The 19,813-nt window shown below is 73.8% G+C and carries 21 protein-coding genes; 11 read left to right on the forward strand and 10 right to left on the reverse strand.

Features of this window, described 5'->3' with window-relative positions:
* The first annotated feature begins 31 nt into the window (after positions 1-31).
* Positions 32-1,306, forward strand: coding sequence for an MFS transporter (locus tag K7B10_RS27080; protein WP_229339922.1), 1,275 nt, complete (start codon positions 32-34; stop codon positions 1,304-1,306).
* 17 nt (positions 1,307-1,323) lie between these two features.
* On the opposite strand, the gene K7B10_RS27085 is transcribed toward K7B10_RS27080, so the two are convergent.
* The 3 genes from K7B10_RS27085 to K7B10_RS27095 all read right to left on the reverse strand — a co-directional run bounded on the left by K7B10_RS27085 (position 1,324) and on the right by K7B10_RS27095 (position 4,226).
* A complete protein-coding gene (locus K7B10_RS27085; protein WP_229339924.1) occupies positions 1,324-1,968 on the reverse strand; it encodes a hypothetical protein in 645 nt (214 codons plus the stop codon).
* A gap of 45 nt (positions 1,969-2,013) precedes the next feature.
* Positions 2,014-3,357, reverse strand: a complete 1,344-nt coding sequence (locus tag K7B10_RS27090; RefSeq protein ID WP_229339926.1) for a carboxyl transferase domain-containing protein — start codon at positions 3,355-3,357, stop codon at positions 2,014-2,016.
* A gap of 77 nt (positions 3,358-3,434) precedes the next feature.
* Positions 3,435-4,226: a LysE family transporter gene (locus K7B10_RS27095; protein WP_229339928.1), complete on the reverse strand. Its 792-nt coding sequence runs from the start codon at positions 4,224-4,226 to the stop codon at positions 3,435-3,437.
* 69 nt (positions 4,227-4,295) lie between these two features.
* Between K7B10_RS27095 and K7B10_RS27100 the strand changes: the two genes are divergently transcribed.
* A complete protein-coding gene (locus K7B10_RS27100; RefSeq protein WP_229339930.1) occupies positions 4,296-4,742 on the forward strand; it encodes an Lrp/AsnC family transcriptional regulator in 447 nt (148 codons plus the stop codon).
* Here the strand turns inward: K7B10_RS27100 and K7B10_RS27105 are convergent.
* Together K7B10_RS27105 and K7B10_RS27110 are read right to left on the reverse strand one after the other, a co-directional pair.
* Entirely contained in the window at positions 4,732-6,309 is a 1,578-nt protein-coding gene (locus K7B10_RS27105; protein WP_229339932.1) for a sensor histidine kinase, read from the reverse strand. The two genes, K7B10_RS27100 and K7B10_RS27105, sit on opposite strands and share 11 nt — an antisense overlap.
* Positions 6,306-7,343, reverse strand: coding sequence for a rod shape-determining protein (locus K7B10_RS27110; protein WP_229339934.1), 1,038 nt, complete (start codon positions 7,341-7,343; stop codon positions 6,306-6,308). The genes K7B10_RS27105 and K7B10_RS27110 overlap by 4 nt, the downstream gene beginning before the upstream one ends.
* Before the next feature lie 219 nt (positions 7,344-7,562).
* Between K7B10_RS27110 and K7B10_RS27115 the strand changes: the two genes are divergently transcribed.
* On the forward strand, positions 7,563-8,249 hold the full coding sequence (locus K7B10_RS27115; RefSeq protein ID WP_443735050.1) for an esterase/lipase family protein: 687 nt from the start codon (positions 7,563-7,565) through the stop codon (positions 8,247-8,249).
* Positions 8,250-8,282: 33 nt separating this feature from the next.
* Here K7B10_RS27115 and K7B10_RS27120 read toward each other — a convergent pair whose 3' ends face one another.
* Positions 8,283-8,870: a hypothetical protein gene (locus tag K7B10_RS27120; protein ID WP_229339938.1), complete on the reverse strand. Its 588-nt coding sequence runs from the start codon at positions 8,868-8,870 to the stop codon at positions 8,283-8,285.
* Between the two features lie 78 nt (positions 8,871-8,948).
* Here K7B10_RS27120 and K7B10_RS27125 point away from each other — a divergent pair, with 78 nt between their 5' ends.
* Positions 8,949-9,686 (forward strand): SCO2400 family protein, encoded by a 738-nt coding sequence (locus K7B10_RS27125; protein ID WP_229339940.1) that lies wholly within the window; start codon positions 8,949-8,951, stop codon positions 9,684-9,686.
* 12 nt (positions 9,687-9,698) lie between these two features.
* On the opposite strand, the gene K7B10_RS27130 is transcribed toward K7B10_RS27125, so the two are convergent.
* A complete protein-coding gene (locus K7B10_RS27130; protein ID WP_030868954.1) occupies positions 9,699-10,121 on the reverse strand; it encodes a MarR family winged helix-turn-helix transcriptional regulator in 423 nt (140 codons plus the stop codon).
* Between the two features lie 99 nt (positions 10,122-10,220).
* Between K7B10_RS27130 and K7B10_RS27135 the strand changes: the two genes are divergently transcribed.
* The 3 genes from K7B10_RS27135 to K7B10_RS27145 all read left to right on the forward strand — a co-directional run bounded on the left by K7B10_RS27135 (position 10,221) and on the right by K7B10_RS27145 (position 12,710).
* Positions 10,221-11,240: an NADP-dependent oxidoreductase gene (locus K7B10_RS27135; protein ID WP_229339942.1), complete on the forward strand. Its 1,020-nt coding sequence runs from the start codon at positions 10,221-10,223 to the stop codon at positions 11,238-11,240.
* A 64-nt stretch (positions 11,241-11,304) separates the two neighbouring features.
* Positions 11,305-11,727, forward strand: a complete 423-nt coding sequence (locus K7B10_RS27140; RefSeq protein ID WP_030868956.1) for an organic hydroperoxide resistance protein — start codon at positions 11,305-11,307, stop codon at positions 11,725-11,727.
* Positions 11,728-11,795: 68 nt separating this feature from the next.
* Positions 11,796-12,710, forward strand: coding sequence for an EI24 domain-containing protein (locus K7B10_RS27145; protein ID WP_229339944.1), 915 nt, complete (start codon positions 11,796-11,798; stop codon positions 12,708-12,710).
* 3 nt (positions 12,711-12,713) lie between these two features.
* Here the strand turns inward: K7B10_RS27145 and K7B10_RS27150 are convergent, their stop codons facing one another.
* Positions 12,714-13,445 carry a hotdog family protein gene (locus K7B10_RS27150; RefSeq protein WP_229339947.1) on the reverse strand — a complete coding sequence of 244 codons (732 nt, stop codon included), beginning with the start codon at positions 13,443-13,445 and terminating at the stop codon, positions 12,714-12,716.
* Positions 13,446-13,581: 136 nt separating this feature from the next.
* Between K7B10_RS27150 and K7B10_RS27155 the strand changes: the two genes are divergently transcribed.
* The 3 genes from K7B10_RS27155 to K7B10_RS27165 all read left to right on the forward strand — a co-directional run bounded on the left by K7B10_RS27155 (position 13,582) and on the right by K7B10_RS27165 (position 17,663).
* Positions 13,582-14,160: a DUF1707 and DUF4190 domain-containing protein gene (locus tag K7B10_RS27155; RefSeq protein ID WP_229339948.1), complete on the forward strand. Its 579-nt coding sequence runs from the start codon at positions 13,582-13,584 to the stop codon at positions 14,158-14,160.
* Positions 14,161-14,323: 163 nt separating this feature from the next.
* Complete coding sequence (locus K7B10_RS27160) at positions 14,324-16,057, forward strand: hypothetical protein (protein ID WP_229339950.1); 1,734 nt, start codon at positions 14,324-14,326, stop codon at positions 16,055-16,057.
* 13 nt (positions 16,058-16,070) lie between these two features.
* On the forward strand, positions 16,071-17,663 hold the full coding sequence (locus tag K7B10_RS27165) for a DUF2142 domain-containing protein (RefSeq protein ID WP_229339952.1): 1,593 nt from the start codon (positions 16,071-16,073) through the stop codon (positions 17,661-17,663).
* Positions 17,664-17,755: 92 nt separating this feature from the next.
* Here K7B10_RS27165 and K7B10_RS27170 read toward each other — a convergent pair whose 3' ends face one another.
* Positions 17,756-18,469: a carbon-nitrogen hydrolase family protein gene (locus K7B10_RS27170; RefSeq protein ID WP_229339954.1), complete on the reverse strand. Its 714-nt coding sequence runs from the start codon at positions 18,467-18,469 to the stop codon at positions 17,756-17,758.
* A gap of 74 nt (positions 18,470-18,543) precedes the next feature.
* On the opposite strand from K7B10_RS27170, the gene K7B10_RS27175 reads away from it, so the two are divergent.
* Positions 18,544-19,101, forward strand: coding sequence for a hypothetical protein (locus tag K7B10_RS27175; RefSeq protein WP_229339956.1), 558 nt, complete (start codon positions 18,544-18,546; stop codon positions 19,099-19,101).
* Positions 19,102-19,136: 35 nt separating this feature from the next.
* Here the strand turns inward: K7B10_RS27175 and K7B10_RS27180 are convergent, their stop codons facing one another.
* Positions 19,137-19,715 (reverse strand): TetR/AcrR family transcriptional regulator, encoded by a 579-nt coding sequence (locus K7B10_RS27180; RefSeq protein ID WP_229339958.1) that lies wholly within the window; start codon positions 19,713-19,715, stop codon positions 19,137-19,139.
* Positions 19,716-19,813: the final 98 nt, after the last annotated feature.

Consider the following 19,813-nt stretch of genomic DNA (forward strand, 5'->3'; position numbering starts at 1 on the left):
GCCGCCGAACGCCCCCTGGTTATCATCCGCTGTGACCGGTACGAGCACCCCCACGCCCACACCCGCCCGACGCGCGACGCGCATATTCGCGGACCTCACCCCGCTGCGCACGTCCGCGGACTACCGGCGGCTGTGGGTCGGCAGCACCATCTCCTGGATGGGCCAGGCGATGACCGCCCTCGCGATCTCGCTCCAGGTCTACGACATCACCGGCTCCAGTTTCTCGGTCGGGCTCGTAGGGCTCTTCTCCCTCGTCCCGCTCGTCGCCTTCGGCCTCTACGGCGGGGCCATCGCCGACACCGTCGACCGGCGCAAGCTCGGCCTGTACAGCTCCCTCGGCCTGACGGCCCTGTCGATCGGGCTGGCCGGCGCCGCGCTCCTCGACTACCACCGGGTCTGGCTGCTGTACTCGGTCGTCGCGCTCCAGGCGGTGTGCGGCGCCCTCAACGGACCCGCCCGCTCCGCGATGATCCCGCGACTGCTGCCGACCGAGCAGCTGCCCGCCGCCAACGCGCTGAACTCGGTGACGATGACTTCCGGGACGATGATCGGTCCGGTGCTCGGCGGGCTCATCGTCGGCTGGTGGGGCTACCAGGCCGCGTACCTGATCGACGCCGTCACCTTCTGCGCCGCGCTCTACGCCGTGTGGCGGCTGCCCGCGATGCTGCCCGAGCGGGAGGACGGCAAGCGGGGGCGGGCCTCCGTACTGGACGGACTGCGCTTCCTCGGTACCCGCCCCAACATCCGGATGACCTTCTTCTCCGACATGGCCGCCATGGTGCTGGCCCAGCCGAAGGCGCTGTTCCCGGCCATCGCCGTGCTCTGGTACGGCGGCGACGCCAAGACCGTCGGCCTGCTGGTGGCCGCGCCCGCCGTCGGGGCGCTGCTGGGCGGGCTGTTCTCCGGCTGGCAGGGCCGGATCCGCCGGCACGGGCTGGCGATCCTGATCTCGGTGGCCGCCTGGGGGCTGGCCATCGCCGTCTTCGGGCTCACCCGGAACCTGTGGCTCGGGCTGCTCTTCCTGGCCGTGGCGGGCTGGGCCGACACCATCTCCATGGTGTTCCGCTCCACGATGATGCAGGCCGCGACCCCGGACGAGATGCGCGGGCGCCTGCAGGGCGTCTTCATCGTGGTGGTCGCGGGCGGGCCCCGGCTCGGGGACTTCCTCGCCGGCACCACCGCCGACCTGACCTCCCCGGCCGTGGCGATCACGGGCGGCGGGCTCGGGTGCGTACTGGTGCTGGTCCTGCTGGCCCTGCGCTGGCGCGGGTTCGCCCGGTACGACGCGAGGTCGCCGCAGGCGTAGCGGCCCGCGGCCGTGGTTCACGCCGGTTCCAGGAGTACGGCCGGGAGCAGCCCGTTCACGATCTCCTCCCGGGGCAGCGAGAGGCCGAAGTGGCGCTCCACGACGCCCAGTGCGGTGCGGTGGACGTACCGGTCGCCCGTGCTGTCGTCCGTGCCCTCGTCCGCGGGGAGGCCCGCGGCGGTCAGCGCGGCCTGCACGCGGGAGGCCGTCCCCGGGTCGCCGTCGACGCCGTCGTAGCCCCAGGAGCCGTCGAGGTGCAGGTTGAAGGCGCTGAGCACGACCTCGTCGCGGACGTACGCGAACTGCGGCGGGACCGGCTTGCCGTTCTCCTCCTCGAATTCCAGGTGGCAGATGTCCACGCCTCCGCGGGAGAGTGGCGGCCCACCGCCGAACTCGCCCATCCAGCCCCCGTACGCGACGGTGTACGACCAGTCGCCGCAGCGGCCGTGGCGCAGGCCGATCTCGTCGTACTCGACCATGAGGGCGAGGAGGTCGGCTCCGGTGAGGTCGCCGACCGGCACGGCGGTGTGCCGGGGCCCGCGCAGGGTCTGCGTGAGGCGCCCGACGAGCTCCTGCGGGGTGAGTCCGCGGGCCATCACCACGCTGTATCCGCCGAAGGCGATCGACCGGGGCGCCGCCAGCCAGGTCATGCCGTCCGTCATGACGGACATCCTGGCCGATGCCTGTGACAACGCCGGGCGGTCGGGTCAGGCCGGTGCGACCACGCCGCGCGCGACGCCCAGGGCGACGAGGTCCTGGGGGCGGATGCGGAGCTGGTCCGCCGTGGACGCGGCCTCGGAGGCGGGGCGCTTGAGGATGGCCGCCGCCAGTTCGGGCGCGATCACCGAGAAGTAGCTGTCCGGGGTGACCCAGGTGTTCCCCGGCGCGGCCAGCGCGAGGGCTCCGCCCGACCCCCCCTCGCCGATCAGGAGCGTGGTCACCGGGACCGCGGCCGCCGCGACCGCCGCGAAGGTGTCCGCGATGGCTGCGCCCGCGCCGGCGTGCTCGGCGGCGGCGTCGTTGGCCGCGCCGGGGGTGTCCACCAGGGTGAGGACGGGGATCCCGAGGCGGTCCGCGAGGCGGATCACGCGGGCCGCCGTACGGTATCCGGCCGGGCGGGTGGCGGTGCCACACTGGGCGGCGTACGCGACGGCCCGCCCCTCCCGCAGCCCGAACCCGCACAGCATCCCGGGATCCGTGCCGCCCGCCCGGTCCCCGGAGAGGGGGAGGCGCAGGGCGAAGTGCGCGTCCAGGTACGCCTCGGCGCGCGGGCGGTCGGGGTGGCGGGCCTGCCGTACGGCGTCCCAGCCGGTCCGCGGGGGCGCTACGTCCGCCAGCGCGGCCGGGGGCCCGACCGGTTCGGCGGAGCGGGGCGCGGCCAGGACGCGCAGCCAGTCGGCGAGGACCGCGGGCAGCCCGGCGGGCGGGACGACGGCGTCCACGTGCCCGGCGGCGTACTGCCCCTCGGCGGTGTACGCCGCCGGGTCCGCGTCCGCCGGCCGCACCCGGGAGCCCGCGAAGCCGACCTGCGCGCCCGGGAGCGCGAGCACGACGTCGGCCCCGGCGCCGAGCGTGGCCCAGCCGCCGCCGGTGGTGGGATCGCGGAGCACGGCGATCTGCGGGAGCCCCGCCGCCCGGGTCAGTACGGACTGGCGTGCCACGCGCTGGAGTTGGGTCAGCGCGAGCATGCCCTCCTGCATGCGGGAGCCGCCGGTGGCGATCAGCGAGACGAGGGGGAGGCGGTGTTCGCGAGCGTACGTGTAGGCGGCTTCGAGCCGGTCTCCGGTGCGCTCGCCGAGGGAACCGCCGAGAAAGCCGAACTCGAAGGAGATGACGGCGGTTTGGCGGCCGCCGATGAGGGCGGTTCCGGTGACGACGGACTCCTCTTCGCCGGTGCGTGCGGTGGCGCGGGCGCGGGAGTCGTCGTATCCGGCCCAGGTGAGCGGCCCGTCGGGGGCGGAATCCCGCTGCGGGGCGGGCAGTTCGGCGAAGCTGCCGGGGTCGGTCACCGAGGCGATGGCCGCGCGGGCCGAGAGGCGGGTCGTCGTCACGGCATCACCCTATGGGGCCCGGCTCGCGGGCCCCTAGGAGAAGTCCGCAAAGCCCCGCCTGATCCGCACGACACGACCTACGGCAACGGGAAGGCCAGCTTGAGGGCGTAGGCGGCGACGAGGCCGTAGCCGAGGCGGAAGGTCCAGGCGCGGGCGGCGGGGGAGATCCGGCGCCCGGCGGCGGCGCCGATCGCCACGAGTGTCTGCTGCCAGAGGAGGGACGCGGTGGCCACCCCGGTCAGGAAGGCGGCGGCCGTGGTGGGGGTGGTGAGGGTGGAGGCCTGGGCGGTGGTGAGCGCGGCGAAGTAGAGGGCGGTGGTGGGGTTCACGGCGGTGAGGGCGACGTACCGTCCGAAGGCCGCGCGGGCCGTGGCCGTGTGCCGGGCCCCGTTTGCGGGGAGGTCCCCGACGCTCGTGCCGGCTGCCGCCTGCCCGGAGCCGGCTCCGCCCCCGGAGCCCCGCGCCCCGGACGCCGGAGGGGCCGGACGGGCCGTCGGCGGAGCCGGGACGGCGGGGCCGTGTCCCGGCTTCGCCGCCGCCGCCGCCGACGACGCCGCCGACGGCTCGGGCGCCGGAAGTGTGCGGCTGCGGTAGAGGGCGTGGGCCGCCATCGACAGGAGGACGGTCGCCGACAGCAGGCGGATCCAGGCCTCGATCGGGGTCACGTGGGAGGCCACCCAGGGGCCGAGGGCCGTGGCGAGGGCCGCGTAGGCGAGGTCCACCGTCGCGATGCCGGCCGCCGCGGCCATGGCCGTGCGCCGGTGCCGCATCGCCTCCTGGAGCAGCAGCACGCTCATCGCGCCCATCGGCATCGCCACGCCCAGGCCCGCGACCGCCCCCGACAGTCCCGGGGAGAGGAATTCGTTCATGGGGGGAGGGTGGGGTCCCGGGGAGCGGGTGCAGCGGCGGATATCGGACCCGACTGCGAGAATCGCGGTATGGACCGCCTCGACAGGGAGATCCTCGGCATCCTGCAGCAGGATGCGCGGGTCTCGTACCGCGACCTCGGCGTGCGCGTCGGGCTCAGTGCCAATGCCACCGCCGACCGGGTGCGCCGGATGCGGCGGGACGGGGTGATCCGCGGGTTCACCGTCATCGTGGATCCGGCCGCCGACACCCGCGGCGGGCTCGTCGTCTTCATCGACTTGAGCCTGCGGCAGGACACCACGAACGAGGAGTTCGAGGAGAAGGTGGTCAGGCTGCCCGGGATCACCGAAGTGGTGCACGTGACCGGGGAGTACGACTACCTCGTCCGGGCCCGTGCCGCCGACCCCGCCGCGCTCGACGCACTGCTGCGCCGGCTCAAGCGCGAGGCCGGCGTGGCGCAGTCCAGTACGCGGATCGCCCTCAAGGGGGCCCACGGGCCACCGCCCACTAGGCCGTGAGCGCCGACTCCCAGCTCATCGTCGTGCCCCGCGTCCCCGCCTCCGTGCGGCCGTCGTCCGTGACCGTCAGGCGGACGCGGGCCGGGGCCGCGTCCACCGCGACCACGATCGAGGTGACCTGCGAGCGGCGGTGGGCCGCGGCCAGGGCGCCGCGCAGGGCGGAGAGGAGGGCGCCCGCCACCGGCTCCGTGAGCAGGGCGTCCACCGCCCCCGTGAAGTGGACCGACGGCTGGAAGCCCAGCAGTGCCGCCGCCCCGCCCGTCTCCCGCAGGATCCGGCCGCGGACCGACGTCGGGGCGTCGCTCGGCGGCTGCTGGAGGGCGAAGATGGCGGTGCGGACCTCCTGGATGGTCGAGTCGAGTTCGTCCACGGCCCGGCCCAGTTCGTCGCCGACCGTGTCACCGGACGGCGCCGAGGCGGAGCGTTTCTTCGTGCTCTCCAGCATCATCTCCGTCGCGAACAGCCGCTGGACCACCAGGTCGTGCAGGTCCCGCGCGATCCGGTCGCGGTCCTCGTAGATCGCCAGCTGCTCGCGGTCGTGCTGCGCGTCGGCCAGGACGAGGGCCAGAGCGGCCTGCGAGGCGAACTGCGAGGCCAGCAGCCGGTCCACGGCGTCGTACGGGCGCCCGCCCCGGGCGCGCGGCAGGGCCAGGGTGCCGATGAGCTGGCCGCCGCTCTGGAGCGGCAGCATCATGCTCGGGCCGAATCGTTCCCGCACGCGCGTGGTCATCCGGGGGTCAGTTGCCGAGTCCTCGATGAAGACCGGCTCGCCGCCGAGGAGTTGTACGAGGACGGGTGAGCCGGGGGCGATCGCCGTCCCGACCAGGTCGCCGGGGTCCCCGTGGGTGGAGGCGGCCACGATCTCCATTCCGCCTTCCGGAGTCGGCTGGAGGACCACCCCGGCGGCCGCGTCAGCGAGCAGCCGGGCCCGTTCGGCCACGCACATCAGCGCGTCGGCGGCCGGGCTGCCGGCCAGCAGGGTCGTGGTGACCGCGGCGGCGCCCTCGATCCAGCGTTCCCGGCGGCGCGCCGTCTCGTACAGCCGGGCGTTGCCGATCGCTATGCCCGCCTGCGAGGCCAGGACCCGTGCCAGCGCGAGGTCCTCGTCGGTGAACGTGCCGCCGCCCTGCTTCTCGGTGAGGTAGAGGTTCCCGAAGACCTCCGTGTGGACCCGGATGGGGACGCCCAGGAAGCTGCGCATGACGGGATGGCCGGGCGGGAACCCCGCCGAGCGCGGGTCCTTCGACAGGTCCTCCAGCATGAGCGGGCGCGGATCGGTGAACAGCGCGCCGATCACGCCCGTCCGCCCGTCGGGCAGCCGGGGGATCGCGGCGCGCTCCGCCTCGCTCAGCCCGGCCGTGTACAGCTCGGTCAGCCGCAGGCGCTCGGGGTCGATGACCCCGAGCGCTCCGTACCGGGCGGTGCACAGCTCGGTCGCCGATTCCACGATGTGCTGCAGGGTCGCCCGCAGCTCCAGTTCGGAGCCGACGCTGAGCACCGCCTCCAGGAGTACGGGCAGGCCGGCCCGGTCCGCGGGATCGGTCGGCCCGGGCGCCGCGTCCGTCATTCGGCCAGCGGGTTGAGGACCATCGGGGCGATCTTCCCTTCGAGCATCATGCCGAGACCGAGCACGGCGCACACGTCCGGCCGTTCAGCGATGGCGACGGGCATTCCGGTGGCGTCGCGCAGCATCTGGTCCAGGCCCGGCAGCAGGGCGCTGCCTCCCACCATCATGATCCCCCGGTCCGTCAGGTCGGCGACCAGGTCCGGCGGGCAGTCCCGGAGCACCTTGCCGATGCCGTCGAGGACGGCGGTCAGCGGGGTGTGGATGGCGTCGCGGACGGCGGCGGTGTCCACGTGGACGGAGCGGGCCAGTCCGGTGGCCACGTCGCGGCCGTGGATGAGGGTGGAGGAGGGGCCGCCGCCGGTGATCCCGTTGCCGTGCAGGGCCACCTGGAGCGGCCGGACGGCCTGGCTCGGCAGCATCAGTTCGTGTGCGTGGCGCAGGTGCTGGACGACGGCGTGGTCGATGGCCTCGCCGCCGACCGGGATCCGCTGGGCGGTGACGATCGAGCCGAGGGAGAGGACGGCGATCTGGGTCGCGGCGGCCCCGCACACCATGATCATCGTCGCGGTCGGCTGCTCCACGGGCAGGCCGCAGCCGACGGCCGCCGCGATCAGGGTGTCGACGAGTTCGACGCGCCGGGCGCCGAGCCCGACCATCGTCTCGACGGCGGCCCGCTGCGCGAGCGGGTCGGCGTCGTGCGGGGTGCAGGCGGCGGCCCGCAGCCGGGGCTTGCGGCGCAGGGCGCGGCGCAGCTTCTCGCCGAGCAGGTGGCGCAGCATCCGCTGGGCCATCTCGATGTCGACGACGGTGCCGCCGGAGACGGGGCGTACGACACGGATGTAGTCGGGCGTGCGGCCCGTCATCCGCTCGGCGAAGGAGCCGACCGCGATGAGCGCGCCGGTGCGGGTGTTGACGGCGGCGACGCTGGGCTCGTCGACGACCAGACCGGCGCCCTTGACGTAGACGCGGGTCCTGGCTGCTCCCAGGTCGACGGCGACGTGGCAGCGGCGCAACTGCTCAAGACTGACGGTCACGGCAGATCCTCCCGAGAGCGCTGGCGCAAGAGTCCGGCGGCTGCCGGTTGCATTTCATATCTTCTCGGGCGAATAGGGCATAGCGCCCGTTGGGCTGCTCCGGCTGGGTGTGCCGCACGGGGCGGGAGGTGCTGCACGGGGGTGGATTTCTGTACCGACAGGCAGCACCATGCCGCCACTGCCCGCGCTACTCGCGCGTAACAAGGTAAAGGGGACCCCATGCTGATGCCCCGCCAGAGACTGCTCGCGCTCCTGACGCTCTGCCTGGCGCTCCTCGCACCCTTCCCGGCCCGGGCCGCCACTCCTGTGCAGCCGCACAACCCGGTCGTCTTCATCCACGGCTACAACGCCGACCCGGGCGTCTGGGGCGGCCTGCGCGAGGACCTGCGCGCCGCCGGGTACGCGGACTCCGAGCTCTTCTCCTGGGGTTACGACACGCACCGGTCCGTCAACGAGGTCGTGGCCGGGCAGCTCGGCGGGTACGTGGACCAGGTCCGCCGGCAGACCGGCGCCGCCAAGGTCGACATCGTGGCGCACTCGCTGGGCTCGCTGGTCGGGCGCTGGTACGTGAAGTTCGGCGGCGGCACCGCCACCGTGGACCACTGGGTCTCACTGGCGGGCCCCAACCACGGCACCTCCACCGCGTGGGCCTGCGCCCTGTGGGACCAGGCGTGCCGGGACATGACCCCCGGTTCGTACGTCGTGAGGAATCTGAACGCGGGGGACGAGACCCCGGGCGCGGTGAAGTACGCGACGTTCTGGTCGAACTGCGACGAGGTCGTCAACCCGGACGACAGCGTCCCGCTCGCCGGCGCGACCAACACGCCGGTCGGCTGCGTCAAGCACAACGACCTGCTGGGGGACGACGCCACCTCGGCCGGGGTCCGGGCCTTCCTCGCCTCGTAGCCCCGGCGGTCCGGTCCGGTCCGCGAGCTGGACCTAGACCTGGACCTCGACCCCGTCGACCGCGACGCGCTGGAGCAGGCCGTACGTGAACTCCGCCACGCACGGCCGCCCCTGCGCACTGAACGCCAGGCGCCACCGGGTCGGCGCGGTCCCCTCCAGCGGGCGCACCGGGGCGAAGGCCCGCGCCACTTCGTCCACCGTGGCCGACCAGGGCCTCAGGTCCCGCGGGGTCTCCAGTACGGGCCCCCGCGCGCCGGGGGCCCGGACCAGCCACTCGTTCCACACCGCCCCGTCCGGCGCGGCCAGCACCTCGAAGCGCAGGTCCGGCCAGAGCGGCACCGGCCACAGCAGGGCCTGGCACGCCAGATCGCCGATGGTGCGCGCCAGCGTGGACTCCGGGGGCCCGAGCACCGAGCGGTAGCGGGCCAGCGCACCGCGCGAGCGGGGCGAGCGGACCATCGCCTGCCAGCGCCTGTTCGCCTCCCGCTGCTCGGCGAGCGAGGCGCCCAGGCGCCGGCGCGCCTCCTCGGCGAGGTCCGGCCGGAAGTCCGCCATCCGGCGCAGCAGCACCAGCTGGAAGGCGGTCGGACCGAAGGGGCCGGGGGACGCGGACGCAGTCATGGAGGCCACGATTCCACACAGGACCTCCACGAACCCGCGATACGGATGTTGCGCGGAACCACGTAGCGTGCGGTCGTCATGGACTACTGCCACGCGTGCCGGAGGCACCTCAACGGCGCCCTGGCGTGCGCCGGCTGCGGAACCCCGGTCGAGTACCTGCCGCCCGCCGCGCCCGCCGCGCCCGGGGCGTCTGCCGTGCCCGGCGCCCCCCACGGCTCCCCGCGGTCCGGGGGCGACGGCTTCCCGGCGGACCCCTTCGCGGACTCGCTCGTCGTGCTCTCCGGTGCCGACCGGGGCGGCCGGGCCGGTTCGCGGCGCCGCGCCACGCACCGCAGGCGCCGCCGGACCCTGCTGACGCTGGGGCTGGGCCTGGTGCTCGCCGCCGGGGGCACGGTCGTGCTGGCCCGGATCGTCGCCGAGGGGCAGAAGACCGACCGGGCCGCCGAGGTGGTGCTCACCGACGGGAACGGCCCGCAGGATCCGGGTCCGCTGCCGAGCGGCAAGGGGACTCCCGCCGCGCCGACGGCGCTGAAGCCGGTGAAGGCCTCCGGGTCCGCGAAGGCCGGCGCGAGCAGTGCGCAGCCGGCCGGTCCCGGGGCGTCCGCCGAGGGGTCCGCGCAGCCGGGTCCGACGGTGTCCGCCTCCGCGTCGGGCAGGACGGGGCCGACCAGAGGGGCCACCGGGCCGGGGCCGTCCGTAAGGCCGAGTCAGTCGGGGAAGCCGTCGCCCAGCGCGTCGGGGTCTGCGCAGCCGCCGTCGCCGAGCCCCACCCCGGCTCCGACCAAGACCGGCTGCTGGTTCATCTTCTTCTGCTGAGCGGCCGGGTGCTCAGCCCAGCATCCGCTTGAGCAGGTCCCGCAGGACCGCCCGCTCGGCCGCGGACAGTCCGGCCAGCGGCTCGCGCGCGAAGTCCAGCGACTCGCGCAGCCGGTCCGCCGTCTGCAGACCCTCCTGCGTCGGGGCGGCCAGCTTCACCCGGCGGTCCGCCGGGTCCGGCCTGCGCTCGACCAGGCCGCGCGACTCCAGCCGGTCCACGATGCCCGTGATGTTCGAGGGCTCGCACTTCAGCTGCTGGGCGATCCGCCGCATCGGCATCGGCTCCAGGGACAGCAGGGTCAGCACCCGCGCCTGGGCGCCGGTGAGCTGGTGGCTGGCTGCCGCGTCCTCGTACTCCTCGTGGTAGCGGGCCACGACGGAGCCGATGAGCTCGACAACCTCAAGGGTCAGGGGATCTGCGCGACGACTGGGCATGGATCCAGGGTACCCATTTACTTGACAACATGAAATATCCAGGCGCATGGTTGTTTCACCTACTGAAGTATTCGTCGATTCCTCGATTCGGGAGCGCACATGTCTGAGATCCCTGCCGTCAGCCGCGAGTGGCACCTCGTCCGCCGTCCGCAGGGCTGGCCCGTCGCCGAGGACTTCGCCCTGCGCGAGGTCGAGGTCGCGGCCCCGGCCCCCGGCCGGATCCTGGTGCGCAACCTCCACATGTCCGTGGACCCGTACATGCGCGGCCGGATGAACGACGTGAAGTCCTACGTACCGCCGTTCCAGCTGGACCAGCCGATGGACGGCGGCGCGGTCGGCGAGGTCGTCGCCTCCGCCGACGAGCGCTTCGCGGTCGGCGACCACGTCCTGCACGGACTGGGCTGGCGCGAGTACGCCGACGTGGACGCCAAGCACGCCACCAAGGTCGACGCCGCCCTCGCCCCGCTCTCCGCCTACCTCGGCGTCCTCGGCATGCCGGGCCTGACCGCCTACGCCGGCCTCTTCGAGGTGGCCTCCTTCAAGGAGGGCGACACCGTCTTCGTCTCCGGCGCGGCGGGTGCGGTCGGCAGCCTCGTCGGCCAGTTCGCGAAGATCAAGGGCGCCGCCCGGGTCATCGGCTCGGCCGGTTCGGACGAGAAGGTGACGCTCCTCACGGAGAAGTACGGCTTCGACGCCGCCTTCAACTACAAGAACGGCCCCGTCGGCGAGCAGCTGAAGGAGGCCGCCCCCGAGGGCATCGACGTCTACTTCGACAACGTCGGCGGGGACCACCTGGAGGCCGCCATCTCCTCCCTGAACGTGCACGGCCGCGCCACCCTGTGCGGGGCGATCGCCCAGTACAACGCCACCGAGCCGACCCCCGGCCCGCGCAACCTGGCCCTGGTCATCGGCAAGCGGCTGCGCCTGCAGGGCGTGCTCGTCGGCGACCACGCCGGGCTCCAGCCGCAGTTCGTCCAGGACGTCGCCGGCTGGCTGCGCTCCGGCGAGCTCGTGGCCGACGAGACCGTCGTCGAGGGCGTGGAGAACGCGACGGGGGCCTTCCTCGGCATGCTGCGCGGTGAGAACACCGGAAAGATGATCGTTTCCTTCACCGGTTAGGCTCACCCCACACCGTCGTGATCGTGGGCGCGAGTCACGGCGATTACCAGGAGGATCCCTTCACATGTCCATCCAGCAGTCCGAGGTTCTGTACACCGCCGTCGCCACCGCCGAGAACGGCCGTGACGGCCGCGTCGCGACCAACGACGGCCAGCTCGACGTCGTCGTGAACCCGCCGAAGGAGATGGGCGGCAGCGGTGCCGGCACCAACCCGGAGCAGCTGTTCGCCGCCGGCTACAGCGCCTGCTTCCAGGGTGCGCTCGGTGTCGTCGCCCGCAACGAGAACGCGGACATCTCCGGTTCGACCGTCACCGCGGAGGTCGGCATCGGCAAGAACGACGACGGCTTCGGCCTGATCGTCAAGATCTCCGCCTCGATCCCGAACGTGGACGTCGCCACCGCCAAGGACCTCATCGAGAAGGCCCACCAGGTCTGCCCGTACTCCAAGGCGACCCGCGGCAACATCACGGTCGAGCTCGCCGTCTGATCGCGCTCGCACCGAGCGAAGGCCGCACCCCGATCACGGGGTGCGGCCTTCGCCGTAAGCTGTGCCCCATGCGTGATCTTGCGGGGGGATTCGGTCATCTGCTTGCCGGACAGAGATGGGTGTTCCGTAACGGCCGGTGGCTGGGGTTCGGCCTGCTGCCCGGGCTGCTCACGCTGGTGCTGTACGCCGGCGCGCTGATCGGGCTCGGCTACGGCGCCGACGACCTGACCGCGTGGGCCACCCCCTTCGCCGACGGCTGGGGCTCTCCCTGGCTCGGCCTCTTCCGCGGCTTCCTGACCGCCCTCGTCTTCTGTCTGGGCCTCTTCATCGCGGTGATCACCTTCACCGCCGTGACCCTGCTGATCGGACAGCCGTTCTACGAGTCCCTCTCCGAGCAGGTCGACCGCAGCGTCGGCGGCGAAGCCCCCGAATCCGGGCTGCCGCTGGCCCGGGAGCTGTGGATCTCGGCCCGGGACAGCGTCAAGGTGCTCGTCCGGGTGCTGCTGTACGGGATCGTGCTCTTCGCGCTGGGCTTCATCCCCGTCGTCGGACAGACCGTGATCCCGGCGATCGGGTTCTGCGTGTCCGGGTACTTCCTCACCGAGGAGCTCACCGCCGTCGCGCTCCAGCGCCGCGAGGTGGAGCTGAAGGACCGGCTGGCCCTGCTGCGCGGACGGCGCGCGATGGTGCTCGGCTTCGGAATCCCGCTCGTACTGGCGTTCCTCGTGCCGCTGGTCGCGGTGTTCCTCATGCCGGGTGCGGTGGCGGGGGCCACGCTCATGGTCCGGGAGCTGCGCGGCGAGGACGAGGAGCGGGCCGAGGGGGACGGGGCCGAGGACTCCGACGGGAGGACCCCGCAGGAGCATCTGGGCCGGCCCGGACATCCGGCGCCCCCGGCCCCGCAGCAGCCGTCCCCGTACGCGGGGCCGTACGCGGCCGGCCCCCGGCACCCGGCCCCGCAGCAGAACCCGTACGCGCAGTAGCTCCTAGGGGGTGGGCCGCGGGCGGGGTTCCACCCACAGGGCCTCGCCGATCGCGCACAGATCGCCTTCGGCGGTGGCCAGGGCGGTGCCCACGCGGTACTTGCGGCCCTCACTGCCCAGCATCCAGGCGTACGAGACGAGGCCGGCGCCGACCGGCACCGGGCGCAGCAGCCGCGCGGTCAGGGCCGCCGTGACGGCTCCGGCCCGCCGGTCGTCGAGCAGCCGCCCGGCCGCGTTGCCCGGGCAGTCCAGTGCGCCCCACACCAGCTCGGGCGGCAGCAGCCCGTCCGCACCGCCGAGTGCGGGACCCGGGGTCCAGGCCGCGGCGACCAGCGGGCCGCCGGACACCCGGCCGCAGTGCAGGCGCAGTCCGGTGTCGGGGGTGCGGTGCGGACCGCAGCCGAAGCAGTCGACCATCCCGTCCGGGGGCGCCGCCCGATAGGCTTCGGCCGCGGCCGAGGCCTGCGCCCAGGACGGGGGCTCGGGGGCCTCGACGGCCGGTTCGGCGGGGCTCGCCGCCGCCAGCAGGAGCTCGCCGTCCATCAGCTGGGCGCCGCCGTCGGCGGTCGGGGCGAGCCGGACCGGGGCGTCCGTGGGCACCGGCCGGCGGAAGTCCACCCGTACGGTCTTCGCGGCCGCCCGTACGGCCAGCACCCCGGCCACGTAGCCGCCGAAGGCCACCCCGGGATATCCGCTGAGGCGGGCCGGAACCGTGATCGTCTCGAAGTCGGTCATGCCCGACACCCCATCACACGCGTCGTCCTCGTCACAGGTGCGGGCCCCGGGGCCCCGCAACTATCGTGGCGCTCCGTTCGTCCTCCATCCTGGAGGGACGCGCGTACCGCGCGCAGGGGCTTCGGGAGGTGGCCGGATGGCCGAACAGCCGTGGGGGCAGCCGTACCCGGTCCGCCCGCAGCAGCAGCCGTACGGGCAGCCGTGGCAGCCCGTGCCCACCGCGCAGTCCGCGATGCGCGCCTCGAACACCGACCGGGACCGGACGGTGGACGTACTCAAGGCCGCGTACGCCGAGGGCCGGCTCTCCCGCGAGGAGTACGGACAGCGCTTCGACGCCGTCCACGCGGCGCAGACGTACGGCCAGCTCGCACAGCTGGTCGCGGACCTGCCGGCCGGGCCGATGCCGGGCCCGTTCGGCCCCGCCGCGCCGGGACCGCCCGCCGTGTACGGGCCGGTTCCGCTGCCCATGCCCGTGCCGGCCCGCCGGGTCAACGGGATGGCGATCACCTCGCTCGCGCTCGGCGTGCTGAGCCTGCCGACGCTCGGCGCCGCGGGCCTGGGCGCCGTCGCCACCGGGCACGTCGCCAAGGCGCAGATCCGCGCGCGGGGCGACGAGGGCACCGGGCTCGCGACGATCGGCCTGGTGCTCGGCTGGCTGTCGGTGGGCGGCTGGGTGCTGCTCTTCCTGCTCGCCGGCCTCGGGGCCCTCGACTGACAGAGCGGTTCCGGCCGGCGGAGAGCCCGCGGCGGCCGCCGTTCCGGGACCGGAGCCCGCCGACGGCGGGCAGATAGTATGCGTGGCGGCAAGAGCCGAGGCTGTCCCGAGGACGACGACCGGCCCTCGCGCCGAGCACCCACCAGCAGTAGGGACACCGTCAGTGACAGTCAGTACCGAGGGGTCGGCGGACGTGCGTCCCGTTCCCCCGAGCGGACCGGCCGCGAACGCCCCCGGCCGCTCGAAGTCCTCGAACGCGGAGCGGGTCCCGCGGCGCGCCCTGCGCTCCCGCGGCGGGCTCCTGGTGCTGGAAGCCGCCGTGGCCTTCGCCGCGGCACTCGTCCTCCCGCTGCTGGCACGCGGCCTCAAGCTCAACCCGCTCAACCGGATCGCGCAGGTCAGCGGCCTGGCCGCGATCCAGCTGCGGTTCGCCCTGATCGGGCTCCTCCTCGTCGGCGCCGTCGTGCTGGCGATGCGGCTGCGCGGCGGCCGCCACTTCGACCTCGCCACGCGCCTGGCCGCCGCCGGCCTCGCCGGCCTGGCCAGCGGTTTCGTCGCGGCGGGCGCCGTCGTCGCGCTGCTGGGCACGCCGTGGCCGATGTTCGGCCTCAACGGCGACAGCGGCCGCATCGTCGAATGGGCCCACGCCGTCGCGAACGGTCAGCCCTCGGGCTCGCCGGTCTACCCGCCGATGCCGCTCTACACCCTCGGCTACTACGCCGAGTGGTTCCACGGCGGCAACACCGCGTACGCCTTCAAGGACCTCCAGATCCTCGGCGCCGCCGCCTTCGGTCCGCTCGTCTACCTGGCCTGGCGGCTGCTGCTGAGCCCCGTTCGGGCGCTGGCCTTCGGTGTCGTGCCCGCCTTCGCGCTGATCGACTCGTACAAGCCGTACAGCCAGACCGTGCTCGTCCTGCTGGTCCCGGTGCTGGTGGCGATGGTGGTGGCGCTGCGCAGCAGCGGAACCGAGGGCTGGCGCCCGCTGCTGCTCAAGGGCGCCGGGTTCGGCGCGGTGCTGGGCGTGCTGTTCCTCACGTACTCGGGCTGGTTCCTGTGGAGTGCGGCCGGCGTGCTGTTCGCCGCGCTGCTGTACTTCCCGTGGAAGACCGGCCGGCTCAAGGGCGCGGCCTTCATGGGCAGTGCCCTGGCGGCGTTCCTCGTGGTGGCCGGGCGCTATCTGGTGGTCATGCTGAAGGAAGGGCAGACCACCAAGGACTACAACTTCCGCTTCGACAACTTCACCGACCCGGCCTACTACCTGATGTGGCGCACGGACATGCCCGGCAAGGTGGGCGACTGGCCGCCGCCGGGGGAGTTCGGCGGGGTCGGGCTGTTCGCGCTGGTGACCTTCGTGTGCCTGGGCGCCGCGATCTGGCTGGGCCTGCGCAAGCCGCTGATCGTCACCATCGCCGCCATGTTCGTCAGCGCGTGGGTCATGCGCATGTACATCGCCTCGCACATGTACGAGACGCAGACGGTCCAGCTGTACACGCGCACCAACAACCAGCTGCTCTACTGCGGGCTGATCCTGTGCGCGCTGGTGGCGCACCTGGTCTCGCTGAAGCTGGCCGAGCGGCGCACGGCGTCCGGAGCCGGCGCTCCCGACGTTCCCGCGGCTCCCGCCGACGGGACGCAGTCCGCGCCCGCCGCGGTCCGTGCCGGCTTCCCCGGCCGCGAGGGCGCCGTGATCGGCACGCTCTGCGCCCTCCTGCTGCTGCTCGGCACGGTCTCCTCCTCGATGTCCGACCGCTACATGCCGGCGCAGGACGGCACCTACCGGATCCTGCCCTGGGTCTCGCACACCATCCGGCAGCAGGACGGGAAGTGTCCGAAGTTCGCGCCCAAGGGCGAGTGCTCCAAGGACGGCGACCAGAGCTGGCTGAGCTACATCCGATGATCAGAAGGAAGCGATGATCTCCGCACTGACGCGCCTGGCCGACTGGTCGGCCCGGACCCCGAAGCGGCTCTGGGCCATCGCCTTCGCGCTGTTCTTCACGCTCGCGGCCTCCTGGTCCGCCGCCACCCCCCTCGGCGGCTCCCCGGACGAACACGCCCACTTCATCCGGGCCGCCGCCGTCGCCCGGGGCCAGATCGGCGGCCCCGAGGTGATGGTCCCGCACATGGTGGCGGGCATCGAGGGCAAGTTCGCCGAGACCGGGGTGCAGCTCCCCGAGTGGTACAAGCCGCTGCCCAAGCAGCACGAGTGCTACGCCTGGCACGAGGACAAGCCCGCCTCCTGCGCGCCCGCGATCGGGCACTCGGAGAAGACGGTCCAGGTCACCACCGCCGCCGGCCGCTACCACCCGGCGTACTACCTGGTGACCGGCTGGCCGAGCCTGCTGGTCGACGGCCCGAAGGGGCTGTACCTGATGCGACTCGTGTCGGCGGCGCTGTGCTCGGCCCTGCTGGCCAGTGCCGTGGTCACGGCCGCGCAGTGGCGGCGCCGGCGCTCCGTGGCGCTGCTCGGCGTCTTCACCGCGGCCACGCCGATGGCCCTCTACATGGCCGGCATGGTCAACCCCAGCGGTGGTGAGATCGCCGCCGGCATCCTCGTGTGGACCGCCCTGCTGTCGATCCTGATGTCGCCCGATCCCCGGCTGCTGAACCGGCGGCTGGCCCGGGTCGGCGTCGGCGGCCTCGTGCTGATCAACATCCGCCCGCTGGGGCTGATCTGGTTCGCCGGCGCGGTCTTCTTCGGCCTGCTGCTCGCGCACCGCGGCGTCCTGCGCTCGGTGCTGCGCCGCAAGGCGCTGTGGGTGTGGACCGCGCTGCTCGCGCTGGCCACGGCCGGAGCGCTGCTGTGGGCGCGGGCGCACCCCGACAACTCGGTGATCAACACGCCCAAGACGCTCACCGCCAAGGAAGCGGCCCGGCAGACCTTCGGCAACACCGAGACGTACGTCCACCAGATGCTCGGCTACTTCGGCTGGCTGGACACCCCGGCGCCCGCCTTCACCTGGCTGGTCTGGCTGGGCGTGATCGCGGTCGTCACCGCGCTGGGGCTGGCGTACGGCCGGGGCCGCGAGGCGGTGGCCCTGATCGGCATGCTCGTGGCGATCGTGGTGGTGCCGGTGGTGGCCCAGGCCTCCCAGGCGGAGCAGCTCGGCATGGTCTGGCAGGGCCGCTACCTGTTGCCGTTCGCCGTGGGCCTGCCGCTGATGGCGGTGCTGATCTGTGCGAGCCGCGCGCCCGAGCAGGGGTTCCCGTGGCGCCGGCTCGTCGGCTTCGGCGTCGCCGGGCTGGCGCTGGCGAACGCGGCGGCGTTCTTCTGGGCGCTGCGGCGCTTCGCGGTCGGCGTCAACGGGCCGTGGGTGCCGTTCTCGGCGCACTGGGCACCGCCCGGCGGCTGGATGCCGTGGACCGTCGTGTACACGGCGGCGGCGTTCGCGCTCGTGCTGCCGGCGCTGGTGCGGGACCGCGAGCCCGCCGCGGCGGAGGGTCCCGCGGAGCGGGACGAGGACAGCCGCACCGGACGGCACGCGAAGGTCCCGGCGATCGGCTGACGTCCCGGCCGCCGGACCGGCACGCCCGGTCCGGCGCGCCGGTCGCACGGCCACGCCGGTCGCACGGCCACGCCGTGGGCCCGGGGATGCCGTCAGGCGCCCACCTCCGCCGTCACCACCGAGGCCGTACGGTCGTCCGCCTCGGCCAGCAGCGCGCCGCCCGGTGCCCAGAGCGCGGCGCGCCCGCAGCCGGTCCACGAGCCCGCCGGGCCGACGTGGTTGGCGAGGACGACGTACAGCCCGTGCCGCTCGGCGATCCCGGGGTACACGGTGGCCCGCTCCCGGATGCCGTCGCCGGTCCCGTACAGCGAGCTCGCCAGGTGGACCCGGCAGCCGTCGGCCGCCGCGCGGTCGGTGAGCTGCGGGAAGTGGTTGTCGTAGCAGACGCCGAGGGAGAAGCGGATCCCGCCGAGCGAGAAGCGGCCCTGGCTCTCGCCGGGCGCGAACACGCCCTGCTCGTGCCCGTACAGGTGCTGCTTGGCGTACGTGGTCAGGTGCTCGCCGTCCGCCCCGTAGACCAGGGTCGCGAGGGCGGGCAGCGGACCGTCGGTGCGCAGTGCGGCGTTGACCGCGACGGCCACGCCGGCGGAGCGCAGCGGATCCAGGCGGGGGTCTTCGGCGCCCGCCAGCCACAGCCCCGGGTCGTCGGCCAGGGACTCCAACTCGTAGCCGGTGAGGACGAGTTCGGGGAACACGACGAGCTCGGTGCCCCGCGCCCGCGCCTCGGTGGCGAGGGCGACGCTGCGCTCCGTGTTGGCGGCTATGTCGGCGGGGACGCAGGTGAGCTGCGCTGCTGCGATCTTCACGGATCCCAGCATGCCAGCCCGGCCCCGCACGATCGGGGCCGGTACGGGGGTCGACGCGCAGGAGCGGCCGGACGATGCCGTACCGGTCCGTGCGTTCGCCGGAGTTGACGGAGGATCCGCTGACGCCCGACTGGATCCCGCCGGTCCTCGCCGTCGCCTTCCTGGTCGTGTCGTACCGCCTGGTCCGCACGAGCGGCGCCGGACTGCGGGTGGCCGTGCTGCTCATGACCCTCCTGAACGCGGGCGTGCTGTGGCTGCTCGCGGCCACCGGACCGGCCTGGGCCGTGGTCGCCGTCGCCCTCGTGTCCCTGGTGGCCGCGGTCCACGGTCTGGCGGCGGCGCAGGCCCTGGCGGCCCGCATCCAGTGGGTCGACGCCGAAGGCCTCCGCGACCTGATCGGGCAGGCGGCGGACGCCGTCGGCCCTCAAGTCGTCGGCGTGTGCGTGGTGTTCAGCGGCGCGCTCGTCCTGACCGGCTTCGCCGACGACGCCCGCCCGGAGGGCCGCGTCAAGCGGCGCTCGGAGCGGGAGCCCTGGACGGGACGGTTGCGCGACCGGGTCTACTACCGGGTCCCCGCCCCGGCCCGGCGCCCGCCCTGCTCCGTCCACGACCCGCCGCTGGGCCGCCCGTAGGTCAGCGGCCGCCACTCCGTCACCCCGTCACCCCGCTACGCCGCTTCGGGCCCGCGGAGCAGGGTCAGGAAGGAACGGAATGCGGCCGGCATGTCCACCGACTCCGGGGCGAGCAGCCACTGGTACTGGAGCCCGTCCATGACCGCCGTCAGCAGCGGGGCCACCTGTTCCGGGGTGAGGCCCGAGGGCAGCCGCTCGCCGAACTCGGCGCGCAGTACCGCCGCCATCTCGGAACGCACCTGCGCGTAGCGCTCGGTGAAGAACTCCCGGGCCGGATGCCCGTCGGTGACGCTCTCGCCCAGCAGCGCCGAGAAGGTCTGCACGATGCCGGGGCGCATGGCGTTGTACTCCACCAGCGAGGCCAGCAGGTCCAGGCGCCAGGTGCCGGCCGAGGCGCGCGAGCCGCCGCCGGTGTCCCAGCGGTCGCGCTCCTCCAACACGGCGACCAGCAGGGCCTCCTTGGTCGGGAAGTAGTGCAGCAGCCCCTGCTGGGTCAGGCCGACGCGCTCGGCCACCGCACCCAGCGACGCGCCGCGGTAGCCGCGCTCCGCGATCACCTCGACCGCCGCGCGGACGATGTCGCCGCGCCGCTCCTCACTCCTCGCCCTGGCCATCGCCCCGGCACCTCTTCCGCTCACGCCGTGCCCGCCGCGACGGCGGGACCGTACGTACGCTATCGGAATATCACGAACAGATTACAAACCCTACCGCT

The sequence above is a fragment of the Streptomyces flavotricini genome, assembly GCF_020639365.1.
Classification (GTDB): domain Bacteria; phylum Actinomycetota; class Actinomycetes; order Streptomycetales; family Streptomycetaceae; genus Streptomyces; species Streptomyces flavotricini.

Excerpts from the sequence above, each read along its gene's own strand:
- K7B10_RS27085 (WP_229339924.1), bottom strand. The coding sequence starts at position 1,968 with ATGACGGACGGCATGACCTGGCTGGCGGCGCCCCGGTCGATCGCCTTC.
- K7B10_RS27095 (WP_229339928.1), bottom strand. The coding sequence starts at position 4,226 with ATGAACGAATTCCTCTCCCCGGGACTGTCGGGGGCGGTCGCGGGCCTG.
- K7B10_RS27100 (WP_229339930.1), top strand. The coding sequence starts at position 4,296 with ATGGACCGCCTCGACAGGGAGATCCTCGGCATCCTGCAGCAGGATGCG.
- K7B10_RS27105 (WP_229339932.1), bottom strand. The coding sequence starts at position 6,309 with ATGACGGACGCGGCGCCCGGGCCGACCGATCCCGCGGACCGGGCCGGC.
- K7B10_RS27115 (WP_443735050.1), top strand. The coding sequence starts at position 7,563 with ATGCTGATGCCCCGCCAGAGACTGCTCGCGCTCCTGACGCTCTGCCTG.
- K7B10_RS27120 (WP_229339938.1), bottom strand. The coding sequence starts at position 8,870 with ATGACTGCGTCCGCGTCCCCCGGCCCCTTCGGTCCGACCGCCTTCCAG.
- K7B10_RS27125 (WP_229339940.1), top strand. The coding sequence starts at position 8,949 with ATGGACTACTGCCACGCGTGCCGGAGGCACCTCAACGGCGCCCTGGCG.
- K7B10_RS27130 (WP_030868954.1), bottom strand. The coding sequence starts at position 10,121 with ATGCCCAGTCGTCGCGCAGATCCCCTGACCCTTGAGGTTGTCGAGCTC.
- K7B10_RS27135 (WP_229339942.1), top strand. The coding sequence starts at position 10,221 with ATGTCTGAGATCCCTGCCGTCAGCCGCGAGTGGCACCTCGTCCGCCGT.
- K7B10_RS27140 (WP_030868956.1), top strand. The coding sequence starts at position 11,305 with ATGTCCATCCAGCAGTCCGAGGTTCTGTACACCGCCGTCGCCACCGCC.
- K7B10_RS27145 (WP_229339944.1), top strand. The coding sequence starts at position 11,796 with ATGCGTGATCTTGCGGGGGGATTCGGTCATCTGCTTGCCGGACAGAGA.
- K7B10_RS27150 (WP_229339947.1), bottom strand. The coding sequence starts at position 13,445 with ATGACCGACTTCGAGACGATCACGGTTCCGGCCCGCCTCAGCGGATAT.
- K7B10_RS27155 (WP_229339948.1), top strand. The coding sequence starts at position 13,582 with ATGGCCGAACAGCCGTGGGGGCAGCCGTACCCGGTCCGCCCGCAGCAG.
- K7B10_RS27165 (WP_229339952.1), top strand. The coding sequence starts at position 16,071 with ATGATCTCCGCACTGACGCGCCTGGCCGACTGGTCGGCCCGGACCCCG.
- K7B10_RS27175 (WP_229339956.1), top strand. The coding sequence starts at position 18,544 with ATGCCGTACCGGTCCGTGCGTTCGCCGGAGTTGACGGAGGATCCGCTG.
- K7B10_RS27180 (WP_229339958.1), bottom strand. The coding sequence starts at position 19,715 with ATGGCCAGGGCGAGGAGTGAGGAGCGGCGCGGCGACATCGTCCGCGCG.